Origin of the sequence: Microvirga arsenatis (genome assembly GCF_009910705.1) — a bacterium.
Lineage (GTDB): Bacteria > Pseudomonadota > Alphaproteobacteria > Rhizobiales > Beijerinckiaceae > Microvirga > Microvirga arsenatis.
In genome coordinates, this window is sequence record NZ_JAAAXJ010000022.1 from 13,739 (window position 1) to 34,455 (window position 20,717).

The 20,717-nt window shown below is 64.7% G+C and carries 21 protein-coding genes and 1 tRNA gene; 18 read left to right on the plus strand and 4 right to left on the minus strand.

Annotated features, from left to right (window positions below):
• Positions 1–53 precede the first annotated feature (53 nt).
• Positions 54–836, minus strand: a complete 783-nt coding sequence (locus GR303_RS21680; RefSeq protein WP_161726145.1) for an IclR family transcriptional regulator — start codon at positions 834–836, stop codon at positions 54–56.
• A 178-nt stretch (positions 837–1,014) separates the two neighbouring features.
• Here GR303_RS21680 and GR303_RS21685 point away from each other — a divergent pair, with 178 nt between their 5' ends.
• The 13 genes from GR303_RS21685 to GR303_RS21745 all read left to right on the plus strand — a co-directional run bounded on the left by GR303_RS21685 (position 1,015) and on the right by GR303_RS21745 (position 12,156).
• Entirely contained in the window at positions 1,015–2,196 is a 1,182-nt protein-coding gene (locus tag GR303_RS21685; RefSeq protein WP_161726144.1) for an ABC transporter substrate-binding protein, read from the plus strand.
• Positions 2,197–2,278: 82 nt separating this feature from the next.
• Positions 2,279–3,142 carry a branched-chain amino acid ABC transporter permease gene (locus GR303_RS21690; RefSeq protein ID WP_161726142.1) on the plus strand — a complete coding sequence of 288 codons (864 nt, stop codon included), beginning with the start codon at positions 2,279–2,281 and terminating at the stop codon, positions 3,140–3,142.
• 28 nt (positions 3,143–3,170) lie between these two features.
• A complete protein-coding gene (locus GR303_RS21695; protein WP_343038493.1) occupies positions 3,171–4,157 on the plus strand; it encodes a branched-chain amino acid ABC transporter permease in 987 nt (328 codons plus the stop codon).
• The gene (locus GR303_RS21700) at positions 4,154–4,918 is read left to right on the plus strand and encodes an ABC transporter ATP-binding protein (protein WP_161726139.1); all 765 of its coding nucleotides are present in this window, start codon (positions 4,154–4,156) and stop codon (positions 4,916–4,918) included. The genes GR303_RS21695 and GR303_RS21700 overlap by 4 nt, the downstream gene beginning before the upstream one ends.
• Positions 4,899–5,615: an ABC transporter ATP-binding protein gene (locus GR303_RS21705; protein ID WP_161726137.1), complete on the plus strand. Its 717-nt coding sequence runs from the start codon at positions 4,899–4,901 to the stop codon at positions 5,613–5,615. The genes GR303_RS21700 and GR303_RS21705 overlap by 20 nt, the downstream gene beginning before the upstream one ends.
• Positions 5,616–5,623: 8 nt before the next feature.
• On the plus strand, positions 5,624–6,418 hold the full coding sequence (gene pcaD, locus GR303_RS21710) for a 3-oxoadipate enol-lactonase (protein ID WP_161726136.1): 795 nt from the start codon (positions 5,624–5,626) through the stop codon (positions 6,416–6,418).
• Positions 6,411–6,818, plus strand: coding sequence for a 4-carboxymuconolactone decarboxylase (pcaC, locus tag GR303_RS21715; RefSeq protein ID WP_161726134.1), 408 nt, complete (start codon positions 6,411–6,413; stop codon positions 6,816–6,818). Before pcaD ends, pcaC begins: the two co-directional genes overlap by 8 nt.
• Before the next feature lie 47 nt (positions 6,819–6,865).
• Positions 6,866–7,591 (plus strand): protocatechuate 3,4-dioxygenase subunit beta, encoded by a 726-nt coding sequence (pcaH, locus tag GR303_RS21720; protein WP_161726132.1) that lies wholly within the window; start codon positions 6,866–6,868, stop codon positions 7,589–7,591.
• Complete coding sequence (gene pcaG, locus GR303_RS21725; RefSeq protein ID WP_161726130.1) at positions 7,591–8,217, plus strand: protocatechuate 3,4-dioxygenase subunit alpha; 627 nt, start codon at positions 7,591–7,593, stop codon at positions 8,215–8,217. Before pcaH ends, pcaG begins: the two co-directional genes overlap by 1 nt.
• A gap of 21 nt (positions 8,218–8,238) precedes the next feature.
• Positions 8,239–9,084 (plus strand): CoA transferase subunit A, encoded by an 846-nt coding sequence (locus GR303_RS21730; RefSeq protein WP_161726128.1) that lies wholly within the window; start codon positions 8,239–8,241, stop codon positions 9,082–9,084.
• A gap of 1 nt (position 9,085) precedes the next feature.
• Positions 9,086–9,883 (plus strand): CoA-transferase subunit beta, encoded by a 798-nt coding sequence (locus tag GR303_RS21735; RefSeq protein ID WP_161726126.1) that lies wholly within the window; start codon positions 9,086–9,088, stop codon positions 9,881–9,883.
• The gene (gene pcaF / locus GR303_RS21740) at positions 9,876–11,081 is read left to right on the plus strand and encodes a 3-oxoadipyl-CoA thiolase (RefSeq protein WP_161726125.1); all 1,206 of its coding nucleotides are present in this window, start codon (positions 9,876–9,878) and stop codon (positions 11,079–11,081) included. Before GR303_RS21735 ends, pcaF begins: the two co-directional genes overlap by 8 nt.
• A gap of 40 nt (positions 11,082–11,121) precedes the next feature.
• The gene (locus GR303_RS21745) at positions 11,122–12,156 is read left to right on the plus strand and encodes a 3-carboxy-cis,cis-muconate cycloisomerase (protein WP_343038492.1); all 1,035 of its coding nucleotides are present in this window, start codon (positions 11,122–11,124) and stop codon (positions 12,154–12,156) included.
• Positions 12,157–12,165: 9 nt separating this feature from the next.
• Here GR303_RS21745 and GR303_RS24415 read toward each other — a convergent pair whose 3' ends face one another.
• Entirely contained in the window at positions 12,166–12,333 is a 168-nt protein-coding gene (locus GR303_RS24415) for a hypothetical protein (protein ID WP_201752183.1), read from the minus strand.
• 59 nt (positions 12,334–12,392) lie between these two features.
• The gene (locus GR303_RS21750) at positions 12,393–13,328 is read right to left on the minus strand and encodes a helix-turn-helix domain-containing protein (protein WP_161747606.1); all 936 of its coding nucleotides are present in this window, start codon (positions 13,326–13,328) and stop codon (positions 12,393–12,395) included.
• Between the two features lie 98 nt (positions 13,329–13,426).
• Between GR303_RS21750 and pobA the strand changes: the two genes are divergently transcribed.
• The 4 genes from pobA (at position 13,427) to fhuF (ending at position 18,862) form a co-directional block, all read left to right on the plus strand.
• The gene (gene pobA / locus GR303_RS21755) at positions 13,427–14,596 is read left to right on the plus strand and encodes a 4-hydroxybenzoate 3-monooxygenase (protein ID WP_161726120.1); all 1,170 of its coding nucleotides are present in this window, start codon (positions 13,427–13,429) and stop codon (positions 14,594–14,596) included.
• Positions 14,597–14,757: 161 nt separating this feature from the next.
• Positions 14,758–16,860 (plus strand): TonB-dependent siderophore receptor, encoded by a 2,103-nt coding sequence (locus tag GR303_RS21760; RefSeq protein WP_161726118.1) that lies wholly within the window; start codon positions 14,758–14,760, stop codon positions 16,858–16,860.
• A gap of 14 nt (positions 16,861–16,874) precedes the next feature.
• Positions 16,875–18,131, plus strand: a complete 1,257-nt coding sequence (locus GR303_RS21765) for an MFS transporter (protein ID WP_425487134.1) — start codon at positions 16,875–16,877, stop codon at positions 18,129–18,131.
• A complete protein-coding gene (gene fhuF, locus GR303_RS21770) occupies positions 18,128–18,862 on the plus strand; it encodes a siderophore-iron reductase FhuF (protein WP_161726114.1) in 735 nt (244 codons plus the stop codon). The genes GR303_RS21765 and fhuF overlap by 4 nt, the downstream gene beginning before the upstream one ends.
• Positions 18,863–19,024: 162 nt before the next feature.
• Here fhuF and GR303_RS21775 read toward each other — a convergent pair.
• Positions 19,025–19,114: transfer RNA gene (locus tag GR303_RS21775), tRNA-Ser, on the minus strand.
• Positions 19,115–19,714: 600 nt separating this feature from the next.
• Here GR303_RS21775 and GR303_RS21780 point away from each other — a divergent pair.
• On the plus strand, positions 19,715–20,641 hold the full coding sequence (locus tag GR303_RS21780; RefSeq protein ID WP_343038490.1) for a septal ring lytic transglycosylase RlpA family protein: 927 nt from the start codon (positions 19,715–19,717) through the stop codon (positions 20,639–20,641).
• Positions 20,642–20,717: the final 76 nt, after the last annotated feature.

Genomic DNA, 20,717 nt, shown 5'->3' on the forward strand with positions numbered 1-20,717 from the left:
GCGGTGGGCGGAGCCGTCGCTCCGCCGAGCAGGGGTGAACCAAGGCGCAGAAGCTAGAGCGTATAGCGCAATGCGTCGCTGGCGGATCTGAGGGCAGGAAGGAAGCGCCCGGTCATCTCGTCGGCCGAAATCCGGCCCGCCTGAGCGCTGAGGTTGAGGGCGATGGTCACCTGACCGTTCTTCTGAACCACCGGCACGGCGATGGAGCGCAGCCCGAATTCGAGCTCCTCGTTGACGAGGGAATAGCCCTGGTTCCGGACGGATTCCAGAATTGCACGGAGCTTGGCCTTGTCGGTGACGGTCTTCGGAGTTCTGGGTTCGAGGTGGACCCGCCGAAGGTAGGCCTCCAATTCCTGCTCAGGCTGATAGGCCAGGATCGCACGGCCGAGCGAGGTGCAATAGGCCGGCAGGCGGCTGCCGACGCCCAGGCCGATAGACATGATCCGGCGCGTTGCGGAGCGGGCGATATAGACGATGTCGTCCCCGTCGAGGATCGCGGCCGAGCTCGACTCGCCCGTTTCCTCCGAGACTCGTTCCAGAAAAGGCTGCACCCGTGCCGGCAGGGAGGCGGAGGACAGATAGGCATAACCGAGCCTCAGAATGCGTGGGCTAAGACTGAAGTAGCGCCCGTCGAAATCCGCATAGTTCAGCTTGGTCAGCGTCAGGAGATAGCGTCTTGCCGCCGCCCGGCTGATGCCCGTCAGCCTCGCCACGTCGGAGAGGGTCAGACGCGGGCGGTTCGCATCGAAGGCCTCGATGACCAGCAGGCCTTTCTCGAGACTCGCAACGAAATCCCGATCCATGCTTGCCGCGTCGTCGCTCTGCTGATGCTGCATTCCGTTCTCCAGGAGAGGTGCGCTGAACTTTGGTAGCCTTGACACCATTGCCCTGAATCATACTTCATGTGCGATATATCTTTCAATGTTCGCAAAGCGCACACAGGCTAGACATTAGAACGAGAAGACCGCGATCCTTTCAAGCGAGATCGGGGCTGTTGAGAGGGAGGAGAAGGAAATGAAGGTTGCTAAGAAGATCCTGGGCGTCGCCGTGGGCGCCCTCCTGCTGGGCTCCGTCCCCGCCATGGCCGAGACGATCAAGGTCGGCATCATCGGTCCGTTCTCCGGACCCTTCGCCCTTCAGGGTAAGAACTTCCAGGCGGGCGTCGAAGCCTACATGGCGCTGAACGGGAAATCAGTGAAGGGCCATGAGATCGAGGTCATCTACCGCGACCTGCCGGCGGCCAATCCGGCTCAGTCCCGGGCCCTCGCGCAGGAGCTGATCGTCAAGGATAAGGTGCAGTATCTGGGCGGCGTCTACTTCACGCCCGATGCCATGGCCATCACCCCGCTGCTGAAGCAGGCGAACACGCCTCTCGTGATCTTCAATGCGGCGACCTCCGCCATCATGACCCAGTCGCCTTTCGTGGTGCGCACATCCTTCACGACGGCGCAGACCACGACTCCGCTGGGCAAGATTGCGGTCGAGCGCGGGGTGAAGAAGGTGATCTCGGCCGTGAGCGACTACGGGCCGGGCGTCGATGCGGAAAACGCCTTCAAGAAGGCCTTCGAGGCGGCGGGCGGAAAGGTGGTTGAAGCCGTCAGGATGCCGCTGAACACCACCGACTTCAGCCCGATCATGCAGCGCGTGCGCGATTCCGGCGCCGAAGCCGTGTTCGCCTTCCTGCCGTCAGGCCCCACCACCCTCGGGTTCGTGAAGGCCTACAACGAGACCGGCTTGAAACAGGCCGGCATCAAGTTCTTCGCTCCCGGCGACCTGACCCAGGAATCCGACCTGCCGGCGCTCGGCGACGCGGCCTTGGGCCTGCTCACGACCTTCCACTACTCCGTCTCCCACGATTCTCCCGAGAACAAGCGCTTCGTCGAGGCCGCGACCAAGGCCATCGGCAGTGTCGAGCAGCTCTCCTTCCCGGCCGTGGGCGCGTTCGACGGCATGCATGTCATCTACAAGATGATCGAGGCGACGGATGGCAAGCAGGACGCCCAGAAGGCCGTCGATGCGGTGAAGGGCATGGCCTGGACCAGCCCACGCGGTCCGGTGAGCATCGACGCCGAAACCCGCCACATTACGGAGAACATCTACCTGCGCGAGGTGGCGAAGGGTCCGGACGGCAAGACCTACAACAAGGAGATCCAGACCTTCCCGAACCAGAAGGATCCTGGTCTCGCCACCCAGTAGGGCAGGCACCCACCAGCCCGACAAGGCGCGGCTCTGCTGAGCCCGCCCTGCCTTCAGCAGGACCGATAGACCGGAAGCCCTGATGCAGACTGCCCTCAGCATAGCCATCGATGCCTTTGCCTATGGCATGGCGCTCTTCATCATCTGCATCGGCCTGTCCCTGACCATGGGCCTCATGCGGGTCGTGAACCTGGCGCATGGCGCCTTCGCCATGATTGCCGGCTACATCGCTTCCTATGCAGCGAGGGATCTTGGTCTCGGCTACGCCGTGGCGATCTTCCTGGCGATCATCGGGACCATTGTGATCTCGATCCCCCTGGAGAGGCTCCTCTACCGGCGGATCTACGGCAGCCCGGAACTCACGCAGGTGCTGATGACCATCGGCATCACCTTCTGCGTGATCGGCATCACCAACTACTTCTTCGGTCCGACCCTGAAGACCATTCCGCTTCCCGGAAGCCTGACGCAGCCCGTGGATGTCGGGTTCCGCACCATCGCCGGGCACAGGCTCTTCGTCGTGGCCTGCGGACTCGTGGTGGCGGGCGGCCTCTGGTTCCTGATCGAGAGGACCTCCTTCGGAATCAAGCTGCGGGCCACCGTCGACAATGCAGCCATGGCCGATGCCCTCGGCGTCCGGACGCAGGTGGTCTATGCGATCAGCTTCGCCATCGCCATCGGTCTCGCGGCGCTCGGCGGCGTGGTTGGCGCCGAGTTCCTGCCCATCGAGCCCTACTATGCCCTGCGCTACATGGTGACGTTCCTGGTCGTGGTATCCGTGGGCGGTGCCGGGTCGATCCTCGGTGCCGTGGTCGCCTGTCTCCTCCTCGGCGCCGTGGACACCACCGGGCGCTACCTGATGCCGGAATTTGGCAATTTCTTCTTCTATGCCGCCGTCATCGCCATCGTCTGCGTGTTCCCGCGCGGCTTCTTCGGAAGGGCTCAGTAAGGTGCAGGTCGCCGCTCAGACACCAGAGATCGCAACCTCCTCCTCAGCCGGCTACCGCTGGGCGCGCGATGCGGTCGGCGTGACGCTGATCCTCGCCGCAGGGCTGGCCGGCTACTGGCTGTTCCCGGACAATCTGGCGCTCCTGACCCGGGTCATCGCCGTCGCCCTTCTGGTGCTCTCCATCGACCTCGTCACCGGGTATGGCGGTGTTGCGACGCTGGGGCAGGCCGCGCTTTTCGGGGCCGGCGCCTACGCGGCCGGTATCGCCTGCGTGAACGGCGTGACTGAGCCCCTGACGCTGATCCTGATTGGTGCCGTGGCCGGGGCAGTGGCGGGGCTTTTCATGGGCACGATCATGCTGCGGGCCCATGGACTGGCGCAGCTGGTTCTCTCCATTGCGATCGTGCAGCTCTTCCACGAAGCGGCCAACAAGGCCTCCGCCTATACCGGAGGCAGCGACGGTCTCGCCGGGCTAATGGTGAGCCCGCTCTTCGGCGCCTTCGAGTTCGATCTCTGGGGCCGGACGGCCTATCTTTTCGGGCTCGCGCTTCTGATCGTCGTTTTCGCCTCCTTGAGGTTCATCGTATCGTCTCCCTTCGGAATGCTGTGCCGGGGCATCAAGGAGGATCCGGTCCGGATTCGAGCCATGGGGGCCTTCGTATTCCCGGTGCTCCTCAAGATGTTCGTGATTTCGGGTGCGGTTGCGGGTATCGGCGGTGCGCTGGCTGCGATATCGACGCAGGTGGTCGGCCTCGACAGCGTCAGTTTCGAGCTCTCCGCTAACGCTCTCGTGATGCTCGTGTTGGGCGGGCTCGGTACCCTTTATGGCGCCTTGGTTGGCACCGTGATCTTCATGGGGTTCGAGCATGTGGTCTCCGCCATCAATCCGTTCCATTGGATGACGATGGTCGGAGCGCTGCTGATCGGCGTGGTGCTGGCGGCTCCCGGCGGATTGAGCGGCCTTCTCGACAGGATGTCCGGAATCTCCCGGCGCAGAAAGGAGAAGCGGACATGAGCGAGTTGTTCCGCGTCGAAGGGCTCACCAAGAGCTTCGGCGGCCTCGCCGTGAGCCGCAACATCTCACTCGCGATGCAGGAGGGCGACAGGATCGCCCTGATCGGCCCGAACGGGGCAGGCAAGACCACCTTCGTCAATCTCGTGACAGGGCAGCTGCAGCCAAGTGCGGGCCAAGTCGTGCTCAATGGCGAGGATGTCACCCGGCTCGGGGCGGTTCAGCGGGTTCGAAGGGGGCTGGTGCGCACGTTTCAGGTGACGCGCCTCTTCTCGGACATGACGCCCGAGGAGCATGTCACCCTCACGGTTCTGCAGCGGGAGGGCAGGGCCACCCGTATCCTGAGCCGCTTCCACGGCAACTCGGAAGTCGCAGGCGAGGTAGAGACCATCCTGTCCACCCTGGGACTCCTGGAAGTCGCGCGGCGCAGGGTCCGCGAGATCGCCTACGGCCAGCAGCGGCTGCTCGAGATCGGTATCGCCTTGGCTCTCCGCCCGAAAGTCCTTCTGCTCGACGAGCCGGCTGCCGGCGTGCCGTCCAGCGAAACGCCGAGGATAGAGCACGCGCTCGAGCGGCTGCCGAAGACCCTGGCCGTGCTCATGATCGAGCACGACATGGACCTTGTCTTCCGCTTCGCGAGGCGCGTGGCGGTGCTGGCTGCCGGCGAGATCATCTTCCAGGGCCTTCCATCCGAGGTTGCGGCCAACGAGAAGGTCCGAGAAGCCTATCTGGGGAACTATGCCCATGCCCGCAGCGTCGCTTGAGATCCGCGGATTGAGCGCGGGCTACGGCCCGACCGTGGTGCTGGAGGACCTGTCCTTTTCGGTGCCTCCCGGCGCACGCCTGTCGATCCTGGGCCGCAACGGGATGGGCAAGACGACGCTGCTTTCCACGCTCATGGGGCTGACACGCCGCTATGCCGGCGAGATCCGTGTGGATGGCGCGGACGTTTCATCCCTCCGGAGTTCGGAGCGCGCCCGCAGGGGCATCGGCCTTGTGCCGCAGACCCGGGACATCTTCCGCTCCCTGACAGTGGAGGAGAACCTCATTGTCGGCGTGAAGGACCGACCGCGCAGCGTCATTCAGGAAGCCTACGACATGTTCCCCCGGCTCTACGAACGGCGCGGCAATCTCGGTTGGCAGCTGTCGGGCGGAGAGCAGCAGATGCTCTCCACCGCCCGCACGATCCTCGGACGCCCCTCGGTGCTCCTCCTCGACGAGCCCCTCGAGGGATTGGCGCCCGTCATCTGCGAAGAACTCATGGCAGCCTTCACCCGGCTGGCCTCCAGCGGCGAGATGACGATCCTGCTCGTGGAGCAGCGGCTGGAAAGCGCCCTCGATTTCGCGGAATCCGTCCTGATCCTGGAGCGCGGGCGCATTGCCTGGCAGGGAACGAGCGAGGCTCTTCGGGCCGACCACGCGCTCGTCGAGCAGTACATCGGCGTCGGCTCGCTTCACTGAGGTCAACAATGGCATTCGCACGCGCGAACGGAACAGTTCTGCACTACCGGACCGATGGAAAGTCCGGAGCTCCTGCCCTGGTGTTCATCAATTCCTTGGGGAGCGACTTCCGCATCTGGCAGGATGTGGTGGCGGCGCTCGCGAACAGGCTCCGCATCGTGCTCTACGACAAGCGCGGGCATGGCCTCTCGGACGCCCCGCTAGGCCCGTACACCATGGACGACCACGTGGACGATCTTCTGGCCCTGCTCGATCATCTCGGGATCGGCAGAACATCCTTGGTCGGGCTCTCGGTGGGCGGCATGATCGCGCAGCGCCTCGCCGTGCGGACGCCGGACCGGGTCCAGGCGCTGACTCTCTGCTGCACGGCGGCAAAGATCGGAACGCCGGAACTCTGGGCGGAACGCATTGCCGCCGTGGAGGCCGGCGGAATCGAGCCGATTGCCGACAACATCCTGCAGCGCTGGTTCACGCCCCGCTTCCGGGAAACCCGCCCGGACGAGGTCGCCGGCTGGCGCAACATGCTGGTCCGTACACCGGCCCGGGGATATGCTGGAACCTGCGCGGCGATACGGGATACGGACCTGACGGCGGATGCCGGGCGCATCGAGGCTCAGACGCTCTGCGTCGCCGGGGACCAGGACGGTTCCACCCCTGCCGACGTAGTGCGCCATACGGCAGGCCTCATTCCCGGTGCCCGTTTCGAGATGATCGACGGATCGGGGCATATTCCATGCGTCGAGAAGCCTGCCGTCCTGGCAGAACTCGTCGGCCGTCATCTTCAGGAGGCCAGGATTGTCTGACAACGAACGCAGCGAACGCTACAGGGCGGGAATGGCCGTCAGACGACAGGTGCTGGGTGACGCCCATGTGGACCGGGCGACGGCGCAGATGACGGAGTTCGACGCCGACTTCCAGACCTTCATCACCGAGGGGGCCTGGGGCTCGGTCTGGTCGCGTCCCGGACTCACGAAGCGGGAACGCTCCATCGTAACCATCGCGCTTCTCGCCGCCCTCGGCCAGGACGAGGAGGTCGCCATGCATGTGCGCGCCACGCGCAATACGGGGGCGACCAAGGAGGACATCAGGGAGGCGTTGCTGCACGTGGCTGTCTATGCGGGCGTTCCGGCCGCCAACCATGCCTTCAAGATCGTCAAGAAGACCTTTGCGGATATGGAAGCGGATCCCGCGTCTCGGGCATAGGGCAGGGAGCTCTGGCAGCGTCACGGAGTGCTGGAAGGGAAGGGAAGATGTCGGATCAAGGATCGTTCTATCAGCGGGACCGGAGCTGGCATCCTGCTGCCTTCACGCCGCAGTACAAGACTTCGGTGCTGCGCTCGCCGCAATACCCGCTCCTGTCGCTCGAGAACACGATCTCGGAAATGACGGGGCCCCGGTTCGGTCACAATAAGATCGGACCGCTCGACAACGACCTGATCCGCAACTACGCCAAGACCGGCGATCCCATCGGACAGCGAATCATCGTCTATGGCCGGGTGCTGGACGAGAACGCGCGCCCCGTGCCGGGGGCTCTCTTGGAGTTCTGGCAGGCCAATGCCGGCGGGCGCTACCGCCATAAGAAGGAAACGTATCTGGCCGCCCTCGACCCCAATTTCGGCGGCTGCGGGCGCACCATCACCGACGAGGAAGGTCGCTACTGGTTCCGCACCATCAAGCCCGGCGCCTATCCGTGGCCGAACGGAGTGAACGACTGGCGCCCGGCCCATATCCACTTCTCCATCTTCGGCCATGCCTTCGCCCAGCGCCTGATCACGCAGATGTACTTCGAGGGCGACCCGATGATCTGGCAGTGCCCCATCGTTTCGACCATTCCGGACAAGGCAGGCATCGAGATGCTGATCGCTTCGCTCGACCGCAACGCTACCCTGCCCATGGACTCGCTGGCCTACAAGTTCGACATCGTTCTGCGCGGACGCCGCTCGACCATGTTCGAGAACCGGATGGAGGGGAACTGATGTTCCAGAGGCTCAAGACCTTGAAGGAATCGCCCTCTCAAACGGCCGGGCCATATGTCCATATCGGAGCGACCCCGAACTGGGTCGAGATCACCGGCGTGTGGGAAGAGGATCTCGGTCTCGTTCTGATCGGCCCCGACACCAGAGGGGAGCGGATCATCATCAAGGGGCGGGTGTTCGACGGCAGCGGAACGCCGCTCAAGGACGCCCTGATCGAAATCTGGCAGGCGGATGCGGACGGGCTCTACAACAGCCCTGAGGAAAGGCGCGGCAAGGCCGATCCGAACTTCGTAGGCTGGGGCCGCCAGCCGACGGACGGGGTGACCGGCGAGTATCGCTTCGAGACGATCAAGCCCGGGCGCGTGCCTTACAAGGACGGGCGTCTCATGGCGCCTCACATCACGTTCTGGATCGTGGCACGGGGGATCAATATCGGGCTGCACACCCGCCTGTACTTCGGCGACGAGGAGGCGGCCAATGCGGAATGCCCGGTTCTCGCCCGCATCGAGCACAAGCACCGGGTCCAGACCCTGATCGCCGCCCGGAGCGAGGAGAAGGGGCTTCCGACCTATACCTTCGACATTCACCTCCAGGGTGAGAAGGAAACCGTGTTCTTCGACATCTGACAGCCGTTTCGAAAGCAGACCATGGCCAAGTTTCAGAGCCTCAAGGAGGCTGTTGCCGAAAACCTTCGCGATGGCGACACCGTCGCCTTCGAGGGGTTCACCCATCTCATCCCCCACGCCGCGGCCCATGAGGCGATCCGCCAGGGCATCAAGGACCTGACGCTGATCCGCATGACACCCGACATCATCTACGACCAGATGATCGGCATGGGACTCGCGAAGAAGGTGGTCTTTTCGTACGCCGGCAATCCCGGCGTCGGCCTCCTGCGCCGGATGCGCGATGCCATCGAGAATGGCTGGCCCCGGGCCATCGAGACGGAGGAGCACAGCCATGCGGCCATGGCCAATGCCTACGAGGCGGGCGCGGCCGGGCTGCCCTGCGCCATTTTCCGCGGCTATCGCGGAGCCGGGCTCAGGGAGGTCAACCCGAACATCAGAAGCGTCACCTGCCCCTTCACGGGCGAGGAACTTGCCGCCGTGCCGGCCCACCGGCCGGACGTAGCCTTCATCCACGCCCAGAAGGCCAACAGGCGCGGGGACGTGCTGATCGAGGGCATCGTCGGCGTGCAGAAGGAGGCGGTCCTGGCCTCGAAGCGCTCCGTGGTGACGGTCGAGGAGATCGTGGACGATTTCGACGACCTCCACCCCAATCTGTGCATCCTCCCGCATTGGACCGTCACCTCCATCGTCGAGGTGCCGGGCGGGGCGCATCCGTCCTATACCCATGGCTATTACGACCGCGACAACGCGGCCTATCTCGAATGGGACAGGGTCTCCGCCGACCGCGACCTCTTCACGGCGTGGATGAAGGAGAACGTGCTCGATGCGGGGCCCGAGATTTTCGCCGCTCGCGTGAAGGAGCTGTAAGATGACGTCCGTTTCCGACTTCACGCCCAACGAGATGATGACCATCGCTGCGGCCCGCGCCCTGTCCAACGACGACGTGTGCTTCGTGGGCATCGGGGCGCCCTCGGCGGCCTGCAACGTGGCGCGGCTTACCCATGCTCCCGACATCACCCTGATCTACGAGAGCGGCACCATCGGCACGGCGCCGAACGTGCTGCCCCTGTCCATCGGCGACGGCGAGCTGTGCGAGACGGCCGTCACGACCGTGTCCGTGCCGGAAATGTTCCGCTACTGGCTCCAGGGCGGGCGCATCTCCATCGGCTTCCTCGGCGCCGCCCAGCTCGACCGGTTCGGCAACATCAACACCACCGTGATCGGGGACTACCACAAGCCCAAGGTGCGTCTGCCGGGCGGGGGCGGCGCGCCCGAGATCGCCACCTCATGCCGGCAGGTCTTCATCACCATGAAGCAGGCGACCCGCGGCATGGTGGAAAAGATCGACTTCTACACCTCCTTCGGACACGGCGAGGGCGGCAACCATCGCGAGCGCCTCGGCATCCCGACCAAGGGGCCGACCCTCCTGATCACGGATCTGGCGATCTGGAAGCCCGATCCGGAAACCAAGGAATTCACCGTCGTCTCGATGCACAGGGGCGTGACAAAGGATATGGTACAGGATACCTGCGGCTGGAAGGTGCGCTTCTCGGGCCAGCTTGAGGAAACGCCGCCGCCGTCCGAGCTCGAACTGACGACGTTGCGCGAGCTGCAGGCCAGGACCGAGCGCGCGCATGGAGGCAAGAAGGGAAAACAGGATGCGTGAAGCTTTCATCTGCGCTTATGTCCGCACGCCGATCGGCCGCTATGGCGGCGCCCTGTCGGGCGTCCGCGCCGACGATCTCGCAGCCGTGCCTCTCAGAGCGCTCATGGAGCGCCTGCCGAACCTCGACTTCGAGGCGGTGGACGACGTGATCTATGGCTGCGCCAACCAGGCGGGCGAGGACAACCGCAACGTGGCGCGCATGGCCGTGCTGCTGGCGGGCCTGCCCGGCTCGATTCCCGGAACGACCATGAACCGCCTCTGCGGCTCGGGCATGGATGCGGTCATCGCCGCGGCGAGGGCCATCAAGGCGGGAGAGGCCGAGATCATGATCGCCGGCGGCGTGGAATCCATGTCGCGGGCGCCCTTCGTCATGCCCAAGGCCGACACCGCTTTCTCCCGCAACGCCGAGATCTTCGACACCACCATCGGCTGGCGCTTCATCAACCCCTTGATCAAGAGCCAGTACGGCGTCGATTCCATGCCGGAAACGGGGGAGAACGTGGCGGCCGAGTTTGGCGTCTCCCGGCAGGATCAGGATGCCTTCGCGCTGCGCTCGCAGAAGAAGGCGGCGGCCGCTCAGGCCAACGGGCGTTTGGCACAGGAGATCGTGCCCGTCACGATCCCGAAGCGGAAGGGCGACCCGGTGGTGGTCGACAAGGACGAGCATCCCCGCGGCGACACCACCCTGGAGCAGCTCGCCAAGCTGCCGACCCCGTTCCGCAAGGATGGTACCGTGACCGCCGGCAACGCCTCCGGCGTCAATGACGGCTCTGCTGCCCTGATCGTGGCCTCGGAAGAGGCCGTTCGGAAGTTCGGCCTTGAGCCCATCGCCCGCGTGGTCGGCGGGGCGACCGCCGGCGTGGCGCCGCGGATCATGGGCATCGGGCCTGCTCCCGCCACGAAGAAGCTCTGCGCCAGGCTGGACGTGAAACCCTCGGACTTCGATGTGGTGGAGCTCAACGAGGCCTTTGCCAGCCAGGGCATCGCGGTGCTGCGCGAACTGGGCATTCCGGAGGATGCCGAGCACGTCAATCCGAACGGCGGCGCCATCGCGCTCGGCCATCCGCTCGGCATGTCCGGGGCGCGCATCACCGGCACGGCCGCGCTGGAGCTCAAGCTGCGTGGCAAGCGTCGGGCGCTTGCCACCATGTGCGTCGGGGTGGGGCAGGGCATTTCCATTGCCCTGGAGTCTGTCTAAGCTTCGGCCGACCATGACTCAGGGGCTCCCACATCCGCTGTTGCAGGCTCTCGTCGGTGACGAGGAAGTGGGGGCGCTCTTTTCCAACGAAGCCGAACTTGCAGCCATGCTGCGGGTCGAGGCAGCCCTTGCCGAAGCCGAGGCAGGAGCCGGATTGATCAGCCATGAGGCGGCGCGCCGGATCGCCGAGAGCTGCCGCTCCTTCCGGCCCGATTGGGAGAAGCTCGCTTCCGGACTTTCGCGGGACGGGGTCATCATCCCGGAACTCGTGAGGCAGCTGCGCGTGGCCGTCGGGGAGGATCACGCCGGAGCCGTCCATCTGGGAGCGACCAGCCAGGACATCATCGACACCGCACTCGTCCTGCGCCTGAAGAGCGCGATCGAGATCCTCGGGCGCCGCCTGAGCCGGTTGATCCAGAGCCTTGCTGCCGTGCGGGCGCGCGACGGCTCGTTGCGCCTGATCGCGCATACGCGGATGCAGCAGGCGCTCCCGTTCACGGCAGCAGACAAGATCGAGACCTGGATCGCGCCGCTGGAGCGGCACCGCGAGGCCTTGCAGGCCTTTGCTCCCCGCCTTCTGGTCCTCCAGCTCGGCGGCCCCATCGGAACTCGCGGCGAGCTCAAGGGACACGGGGATGCCGTGGCCGGCGCCATGGCGGAGATCCTTGAACTCGGTGTCGCTGCTTCCTGGCATTCGCAGCGTGACCGCATCGGGGAGTTTGCCGCCTTGCTTTCGCTCCTCACGGGTACTCTCGGGAAGATGGGGCAGGATATCGCGCTGATGGCCCAGAACGAGGTGGGGGAGGTGCGCCTTGCAGGCGGGGGCGGATCCTCCGCCATGCCGCACAAGGCGAATCCCGTTCAGGCCGAAATCCTCGTGTCCCTCGCCCGGTTCAACGCCGGCCTGCTGGGAACGCTTCATCAGGCTCTGGTTCACGAGAACGAACGTTCGGGGGCAGCCTGGACGCTCGAATGGATGGTGCTGCCGCAGATGGCGGTTTCGGCAGGCGCCGCCCTGAACAGGGCAATCGCCCTTGTGGAGGCCCTGACCATCACGGGCCGCCAATCAGGCTGAATGCAGCCGTCACGTGTCCCCGACGATCGCCGTGATCCGGCCGGAGCCTCCGCAATCGGGGCAGGGTTTCTGCCCGATTTTGCCCGAGCCGCTGCAGGTGGGGCAGATGTTCTCGCCCGTCTGCTTGGTGCCCGGCACATCCTCGTCCCCTGGATTCTTCCGTTCATTGTCGGACATGGCGCACCTCCTGGAAGGGTAACGCCATGCATGATGCGAGGTTCTGCCGTCCTTCCGGTTCAGGCTATCGCATTCTGCTGCCGTGCCCTGAAGGCCAGAGGCGGAAGGCCGGTCTTCTGCTTGAAGAACCGGGCGAAATAGGCCGGATCCTCGAACCCGAGCAGGAGTGCGATCTCTTTCGCGCTCAAAGCCGTGAACGTCAGATAGCGCTTGGCTTCGAGAAGGAGCCGCTGGTGGACGACCCCGAGAGCTGTGTCGCCGAGCTGCTCGCGACAGATCCTGTTCAGATGGGGGGAGGTGAGGCCAAGCCGGGAGGCATAGAAGGCAATGGGACGGTGGCTTCGGAACTCCTTGTCCACCAGCTCCCGAAAGCGCAGGGCATGCAGATGCGCCCGCTGACCGGCCCCGGAGCCTGCCTCCGACCGGGTGCTCAGCAGACGGTGCAGGGTGATGAAGATCAGGAGCACGCGCGCCTGGAGCGCCTCGGATCCTCCGGCGCGGTGGTTGGCAAACTCTGCCGAAAGAGCGGCCAAGTCGGCTGCCAGGGTGCCGGCGGCCTCGTCATGGTCGTGCAGGGGAATGATCCGGACGGTGCGCAACAGATCCCGCATTCCGTCCATTGCGGGCATGACCTGGGTCAGGCGGCTTTCGAACAGGGTCAGCACGCTTCCCGTCACATCGGTCGAGAAGGCGTAGCCGTGGACGGCCATGGGAGGCATGGTCACGACGGAGGGGCCCGTCAGATTCCGGCTCTGCCCATCGACCAGCACGTCGGCCGCGCCGCCCGTGAGGTGCAGGATCTGAAACAGCTTCTCGTGCCGGTGGGGCTCAATCCTGTAATTGTGCAATCGGCTGCGGGCCTGGATGGTTTCGCAATGGGCCCAGTCTGCCGCTGCGCTGCCAGCGGCCTCCCCATAGAGTGCGTAGGTTGGGATGCCACCCGTGCTCACGTGAGCCTGACCTTTCGAAACGGGATAGATGTTCGAATTGTCCAATTCATTGCCTGCTTTGTCTATTGGCCGAAGGGCGGCCTGGCGACATCCTGTTCCGGAAGGCGTGTCATGGGCGCACGCCATCGGGAGGAGACGGGAGCATGCGGACCCAGGTTGCGATCATCGGGGCCGGCCCGGCCGGGCTTCTGCTCGGGCGCCTGCTGGAGAAAGCCGGGATCGATGCGGTCATCCTCGAACGCCGGAGCCAGGACTACGTGCTCGGGCGGATCCGTGCCGGCGTTCTCGAGCAGGGGACGGTGGAGCTGCTGGACAAAGCCGGTGTCGGCGGCAGGCTGCACGCCGAGGGGCTCGTTCATGACGGCGTGGAGTTCTGCTTCGACGGGGACAGGCACCGCTTCAACTTCCGCGAGCTGATCGGCCGCACTGTTACGGTGTACGGGCAGACGGAGGTCACGCGGGACCTGATGCAGGCCCGCGATGCTTCGGGAGCGACTACCATCTACGAAGCAGAGAACGTTTCGCTTCACGACTTCGACAGCGATGCCCCCACGGTACGCTATACGAAGAATGGCATCGAGCACGAACTCGCCTGCGACTTCATTGCGGGATGCGACGGCTACCACGGCGTCTCCCGCGCCAGCGTCCCCGAGGGCGCGTTGCGCACTTTCGAAAGGGTCTATCCCTTCGGCTGGCTTGGGATTCTCGTGGACAAGCCCCCCGTGGCGGATGAGTTGATCTATGCTCACCACGAGCGCGGCTTTGCCCTCTGTTCCATGCGCTCCCCGACCCGCAGCCGCTACTACGTCCAGGTGCCTCTCGGCGAGAGGATCGAGGATTGGTCCGACGATCGCTTCTGGGACGAGCTTCGCCGCAGGCTGGACGAGAGAGCGGCCGAAGCTCTGGTGACGGGTCCCTCGATCGAGAAGTCGATCACGCCTTTGCGGAGCTTCGTGGCCGAGCCTCTGCGGTTCGGACGCCTCTTCCTTGCCGGCGATGCGGCCCATATCGTTCCGCCTACCGGAGCCAAGGGCCTGAATCTTGCCGCAAGCGATGTGGGCGCCTTGGCTGAGGCGCTGATCGAACACTATGTCGAGCGGTCGGATGCTGGAATCGACGGGTACTCGGCGCGTGTCTTGTCCCGGATCTGGAAGGCGGAGCGGTTCTCGTGGTGGATGACCTCTATCCTTCACACCTTTCCTGACACAGATGCATTCGGCCGGCGCATCCAGCGGGCGGAGTTCGATTATCTCCGGGCATCGAGGGCGGCCGCATCTGCCCTGGCGGAGAATTACACGGGCCTTCCGTTGTAGTGTCCGTTCATGGCCCTAGCTGCGGCTTGAAGGCTTTTGACGACCAATTTGGAATGATTATAGAATAGATCCATTCTAGACTGCCAGTTTTTGATTAAAATAAGTAAAAACTATAGTATTTGACTCGCCTATATTGGTCTTGCTACGGCGGAACCATCGTCATGTTGATGAAAGTTCCAGCCGTGCATCTCCGTCTTGCGTTACTTGCATCCTCCGCTCTCATTCTTGTCCCGGGCGCAGCACTCGCCCAGGTGAACGAGGCGCGCACCATCCAACTGGATGAGGTCACCGTCGAAGGCCAGGGGGCAGGGCAGGAGGGAGCCATCACGGCCAACGGCTATGTGGCCACGGCAACGCGAAGCGCGACGAAGACGGATACGCCGGTTCTCGAAACGCCTCAGTCCGTGTCCGTCGTCACGCAGCAGCAGCTCGAGGATCGCAAGCCGCAATCCCTGCTCGACGCGGTGTCTTACACCCCCGGCGCGCGGGTCGGCAGCTATGGCTTCGATCCTCGCTACGACGCGTTCTCGATCCGGGGCATCGATGTCACCTATACCGGCGTGTTCCGGGACGGCTTGCGTCAGGTGAACAGCCCGAACGGCCTGTTCCGCCTTGAGCCCTACGGGCTTGAGGGCATATCGATCCTGAGGGGACCGGCCGCCTCGATCTATGGCGCGAGCAGCACCGGCGGCATCGTCGACCTGATCTCCAAGCGTCCGACGTTCCTCCCGTTCCGGGAGGTGGAAGTGCAGACGGGCTCCTATGGACGCCTGCAGGGCGCCTTCGATCTCTCGGGACCGGTTACGTCCGACAACACGCTGTTCTACCGGCTGACCGGCCTCGTCCGCGATGCGGGAACGGAGATCGATGCGGTGCGGGACGACCGCGCCTACATCGCTCCCGCTCTGACCTGGAAGCCGACGGATTCGACGACCCTCACGCTCCTCGGCGAGTACATGGATGCCACCACTGGCGGCACCGCGGCGTACATCAACAACTATGCCACTGATGCCGCAGGCAACCCCACCAGCCTCTCGGTCGGCGCAACCCGGGTCTTCGCCGGCGATCCCCGCTACAACGACTTCCGGCAGCAGCAGGGCCGGATTGGCTACGAGTTCGAGCACCGCTTCAACGACATGTTCACCCTGCGCCAGCGCACGCGCTTCTCGGCGCTCGGCACCAATCAGGAATACGTCTACGGAGGATCGGGCCTTACGCGCGAGAACAACTGGGGCATCGTCAGCGACACCCATCTGGAAACCCGCCTGAGGACCGGCGACGTCGATCACACGATCCTGTCCGGCCTCGACGTCAGCCGCTTGAGCTATGTATCCAAGCAGGGCTTCGGCGTCATTCCGATCGGAACCGATCCGGTGCTCAATTATCGAGAGGAGCAGACGCAGACCCTGACCGGGATCTACATTCAGGATCAGGTGAAGTGGCAGAACTGGCGCCTGACCCTCGGCGGTCGCCATGACTGGCTGACCAGCGAGTACAACACAGCAGGCTTCGAATACGACCGCGACGACACCAAGTTCACGGGCCGCGCCGCCCTCGGCTACGTGACGGATTTCGGATTGGCGCCATACGTGAGCTACGGCACGTCCTTCACGCCGAACCCCGGCACGATCCTGGGCGGCGGCGTGGCGGAGCCCACCACGGGCGAGCAGGTCGAGGTTGGCGTCAAATACGACCTGCCCGGCATGAATGCATCCCTGCGTGCGGCCGTCTTCGATCTCCGGCAGGACAATGCGGTGGTCTATCAGGTCGTGGATGCCACGAACCGTCAGGTTCAGCTCGATCTGCGCTCGCAGGGATTCGAGCTCGAGGGCGTCGCCTCCCTGGCGGAGGGACTCAGTGTCCAGGCCTCCTATACCTACACGGATGCCCGCATCCTCAAGCTGACTCCTGAAACGGAAGGAAAGCGCCTCACGAGCGTGCCCTACCACATGGCATCGCTGTGGCTCGACTACACGGTCCAGGAGGGGCCGGCCCGCGGCCTGGGTATCGCCGGCGGCGTTCGCTATGTAGGGTCCAGCTTCGGCGACAATCTCAATCGGCCGATCATCGAGAACGAGCCCCGCACCTATCTCGACGCGGCGCTGCGCTATTACCTGGAGAACATCGACCCGAGCCTGAAGGGGCTGCGTCTGCAGGTGAACGCTTCCAACCTGCTCGACGAGGACGGCCAGGTCTGCACGTCCAACTACTGCTACTTCGACGAGGGCCGCAAGGTCGTCGCGAGCCTGCGTTACCGCTGGTGAGCCCGGGGATGGCTGTGCGAGGGTTGGATTCGCCCGTTGCCATGGTTCTGGCCATCGGCGGGCTTTACGTCGGCCAGAGCGTCATCAGCGGCGTGACCTTCGGCGCGCTCCCGAGCGTGATGCGGGACCAGGGCCTCTCCCTGGACATGATCGGCCTCACCTATCTTGCGGTGCTGCCCTGGGTCCTGAAATTCCTCTGGGCCCCGGCGGTCGAGCGCTACAGGCTGCCAAGAGCGGGCGAGAGCCGTTCTCGCTCGATCGTGCTCGTCGGTGGTCTGGTATGCGCTGCCGGGCTCCTGCTCGGCGGCCTCGTGGGGGCGGGCAATCTGGCGGCGATCGTGGCGGTCATCCTGGTGGTGGCGCTTGCCGCCTCCACGGTCGACATCGCCTGCGACGGGCAGGCGGTGGAAAGCCTCTCCGTCAAGCACCACGGCTGGGGCAACGCCGCCCAAGTGGGAGGAGCCTATCTCGGCTCCGCCATCGGGGCCGGCCTGTTCCTGGTGCTCGTCGCCCATCTTGGCTGGACGCATGCCATGACTCTGATGGCTGCGCTCCTCGTGCTCCTGGGTCTGCCGTTCGTTCTGTCGCCCGCACCGCCTGCACCGGCCCACCGCCCGCACAGGCCTTCCCTGCGCTCGGCCCTTGCACGCCCGGAACTGCGCAGGGGGCTCGCCCTGTCTGCGCTGTATGCCGCCACGCAGAAGTGGGGGATGACCATGCTCGGGCCGTTCCTGGTCGACGCGGGTCTCGACCTCGCCTCGCTCGGCATCGTCAACGGGGCAGGAGGGATGGCCGTCGGCTTTGCATGCGCGCTCCTTGGCGGCGCGTGCGTTCGTCGATGGGGTTCGCGTCCTGTCATGATCCTGGCGCTGGCGGCGCAGGCCCTGGCGCTTGCAGCCCTTGCGGCCTCTGACTGGACAAAGGGGACGCCGCAGGAGTTCCTGGTCGCTCTGGCCCTGGTCAGCTCGTCCGGGATCATGGCCCTGGGTTTTGTTGCCCTCTATGCGCAGTTCATGGCGCTCTCCGATCCGCGCCAAGCCGGCATCGACTTTACCCTGCTGCAATCCATGGATGCTCTCGTCAGCATGATGGGCGGGCTTGGGGCCGGCTGGATCTCCCAGCATTACGGCTACGGGGCATGCTTCGGTCTGTCCGCAGCTCTCGCGTTCATGGCCATTCCGATCACCGCGCGGCTGAGCTCTCGCCCGAAACCGCTCTCGAGCCATGAGGAGCAGGGGGCCATGAGCGAGCTTGCGCCGATAAAGTCATGATCCCTTCCCTTGAACCCTGCTTCACGGGTGTTTTCACCCACTATAAGGATGCTCTTGCCCTTCCCGGCGAACATCCGTCGTCCGTACGAGGGCGGGAACTGCTCGACGCAAGCGTGCTGGACAGCCTCCTGTCCCGTTTCTCCGCGGTTCATCCGGGAGGCGACCGGCGCGCCCTGGTGTCCATGTGGGCGCAGTGGCACTTCGGCGCCCTCATCATCCCCACGACCCTTGCGGCCCTGGTGCTCGACCGCAACCTGCCTGTTGACCTGGACCGGATCTGCATCGCTGTGCACGAAGAAGGTCGAACCGCTGCGGTCATCCTGCCTGACGAGGGTGTTCCGCGGAAGGGAGACGATGCTGAACGGTTTGCATCCCTGTTCAGGGGGCACATCGAGCCGCTGATCCGCACTCTTGCGGCGCGGTTCAAGGTCTCGCCGCGCCTGTTGTGGAACAACGCGGCTGACGTCTTCGAATGGACCCTTCAGCAGGCGGCGGGGGCCGGAATGGCCAAGCCCGATGTTCTCGAAGAGGGGCGTTCGCTCCTCAACGACAGGCTCTGGGCCGGGGGCGCCCCGAACCCCATGTTCGGCCTGGTCCGCTACGTCCGTCAGGAAGAACAGGAAACCCGCCGCCGGAAGGTCTGCTGCCTGCGTTACCACCTGCCGGGCATCGCCTGCTGCGGCAGCATATGCCCTCTGCCGCCGCCGAGCCTGACTCCCGAGACCACATGAACAGAACTCGCCCGCCCAGAATGTTTCGGAGTCGCGGTTACAGCCGATGATGTATTTTCAGACTAACAAGAACCGCAGCCCCGAGCTTTCGGTATACGCACTGACGCCCGCGACGACCTCCGAGAGAGAATCCGCAAGCTCCCGCCTCTGCAAGGGTGCGGATGGCGGAGGGGGTGGGATTCGAACCCACGGTGGGCTTGCACCCACGGCGGTTTTCAAGACCGCTGCCTTAAACCACTCGGCCACCCCTCCGACGGGTCCTGCCGGAAGATCCTGTCTAAGGCCGTCACCCTTCAGGCGTCAACTCGGAGGCTTCGGCCACAAAAGCTTGGCCTGCCTCAAACTCATGGATTTTAGGGTGAGCCAGAGCTTGTTAACCACCTCCTCAGGAAAGCACGGCGTAATGCGGGTGTCGCAAGGCGGATCCGTCGATCTGCATTCCGCCTTGGTGTAAGTCATTGACGGCCCTGCAATATCGGTTTTGACGGGAAGCTGTCTGAGCTTTGCCACCGGGAGAAATGGGTTCGCACGAAGACAAAAGTCTAGCTCAGTTTCTCTCGCGTCATAGTTTAGAGTTTTTGCTTATCTAATTGATTCAAAAATAAATTTATTCGCTTGTTACAATGTAAAATTGGGTATACCTTTGCCATTGACAAGCGCGACCGTTTAACTTTCCTTTAACAACCAGAAAAGCACTGTGCCTGATGGCCGGCGCTCCCGGCTCAGGGTTGCGCACCGTGCGAACGAGAGGATGCGGGACGAATGCTTTGTGATCGCGCTGATGCGAAAACCGGGCTGAAGGCGGGGGGGCGTCTTTCCTCCACGCAACGGACTCTGCTCCGCGTCGCAGGTGTGACGGCCATTGCCCTTACGGCGGCGAACTGCTCCTCGAACGTGAGAGGCGGGATCGATCCGAAGTACGGGGTGGCTCCGAGCCCGAAGGTGGTGGCCGACGGCCAGCCGGTGCCCAAGGGTGGTGGCCGGCAGATGGTCGGCAAGCCCTATACGGTGGCCGGCCGAACCTACGTTCCGAATGAAACGCCGCGCCCGGTCGAGGGGCTCGCCTCCTGGTATGGGCCGAGCTTCCATGGCCGCCTGACGGCGAATGGCGAAGTGTTCGACCGCGATTCGATCGCCGCCGCCCATACCACGATGCCGCTCCCGAGCTATGCGCGCGTCACGAACCTGCAGAACGGCCATTCCATGATCGTTCGCGTGAACGACCGCGGACCTTTCCACGGCAACCGGGTGATCGACGTGTCGGAGCGCGCCGCCGCCGCCCTCGGCTTCCGCCAGGCGGGCACGGCCCGCGTGCGGGTCGAGTATGTCGGGCGTGCCTCCACCAACGGCAGCGACGACCGGATTCTCCTGGCGAGCCTGCGCACCGACGGCCAGCCTGCGACCCTGACGAACACCGGACCGACCATGATCGCCCAGGCGGGTCCGCAGCCGAACGCGCCGCGTCAGGCCATCGCCCTGCGCACCTACGAACCCGATACCGCGGTCTATGCCTCCAGGCCTGCAACAGCCCAGCCTTCGGCAGGGTCAGGGGCGGTGGCCGGCACCGTTCCGCTCCCGCCCGAGCGGCCCTTCGACCTCGGCACCATTCCCGGGGCTGCCAGCCCCGTGGCCCGGCTCAGCTCGGCGGCTCCCAATACGGGTGCGGCCTCCCGCCCGGTGCTCGCCGGCCTTTACGAAGCCCCGGCCTCGGCGCAGGGCGGCTTCCAGAAGACCGGCTCCGCCGTCCCGGCCGCCTCGTCGAAGTTCGTGCTCCGCTAGAGCACGGGCCCTCCTGCAGCTGCTGCAACATTACGCACAGCCGAGCGTGGCTGCACGTTGATTTGCGGTTGACGCG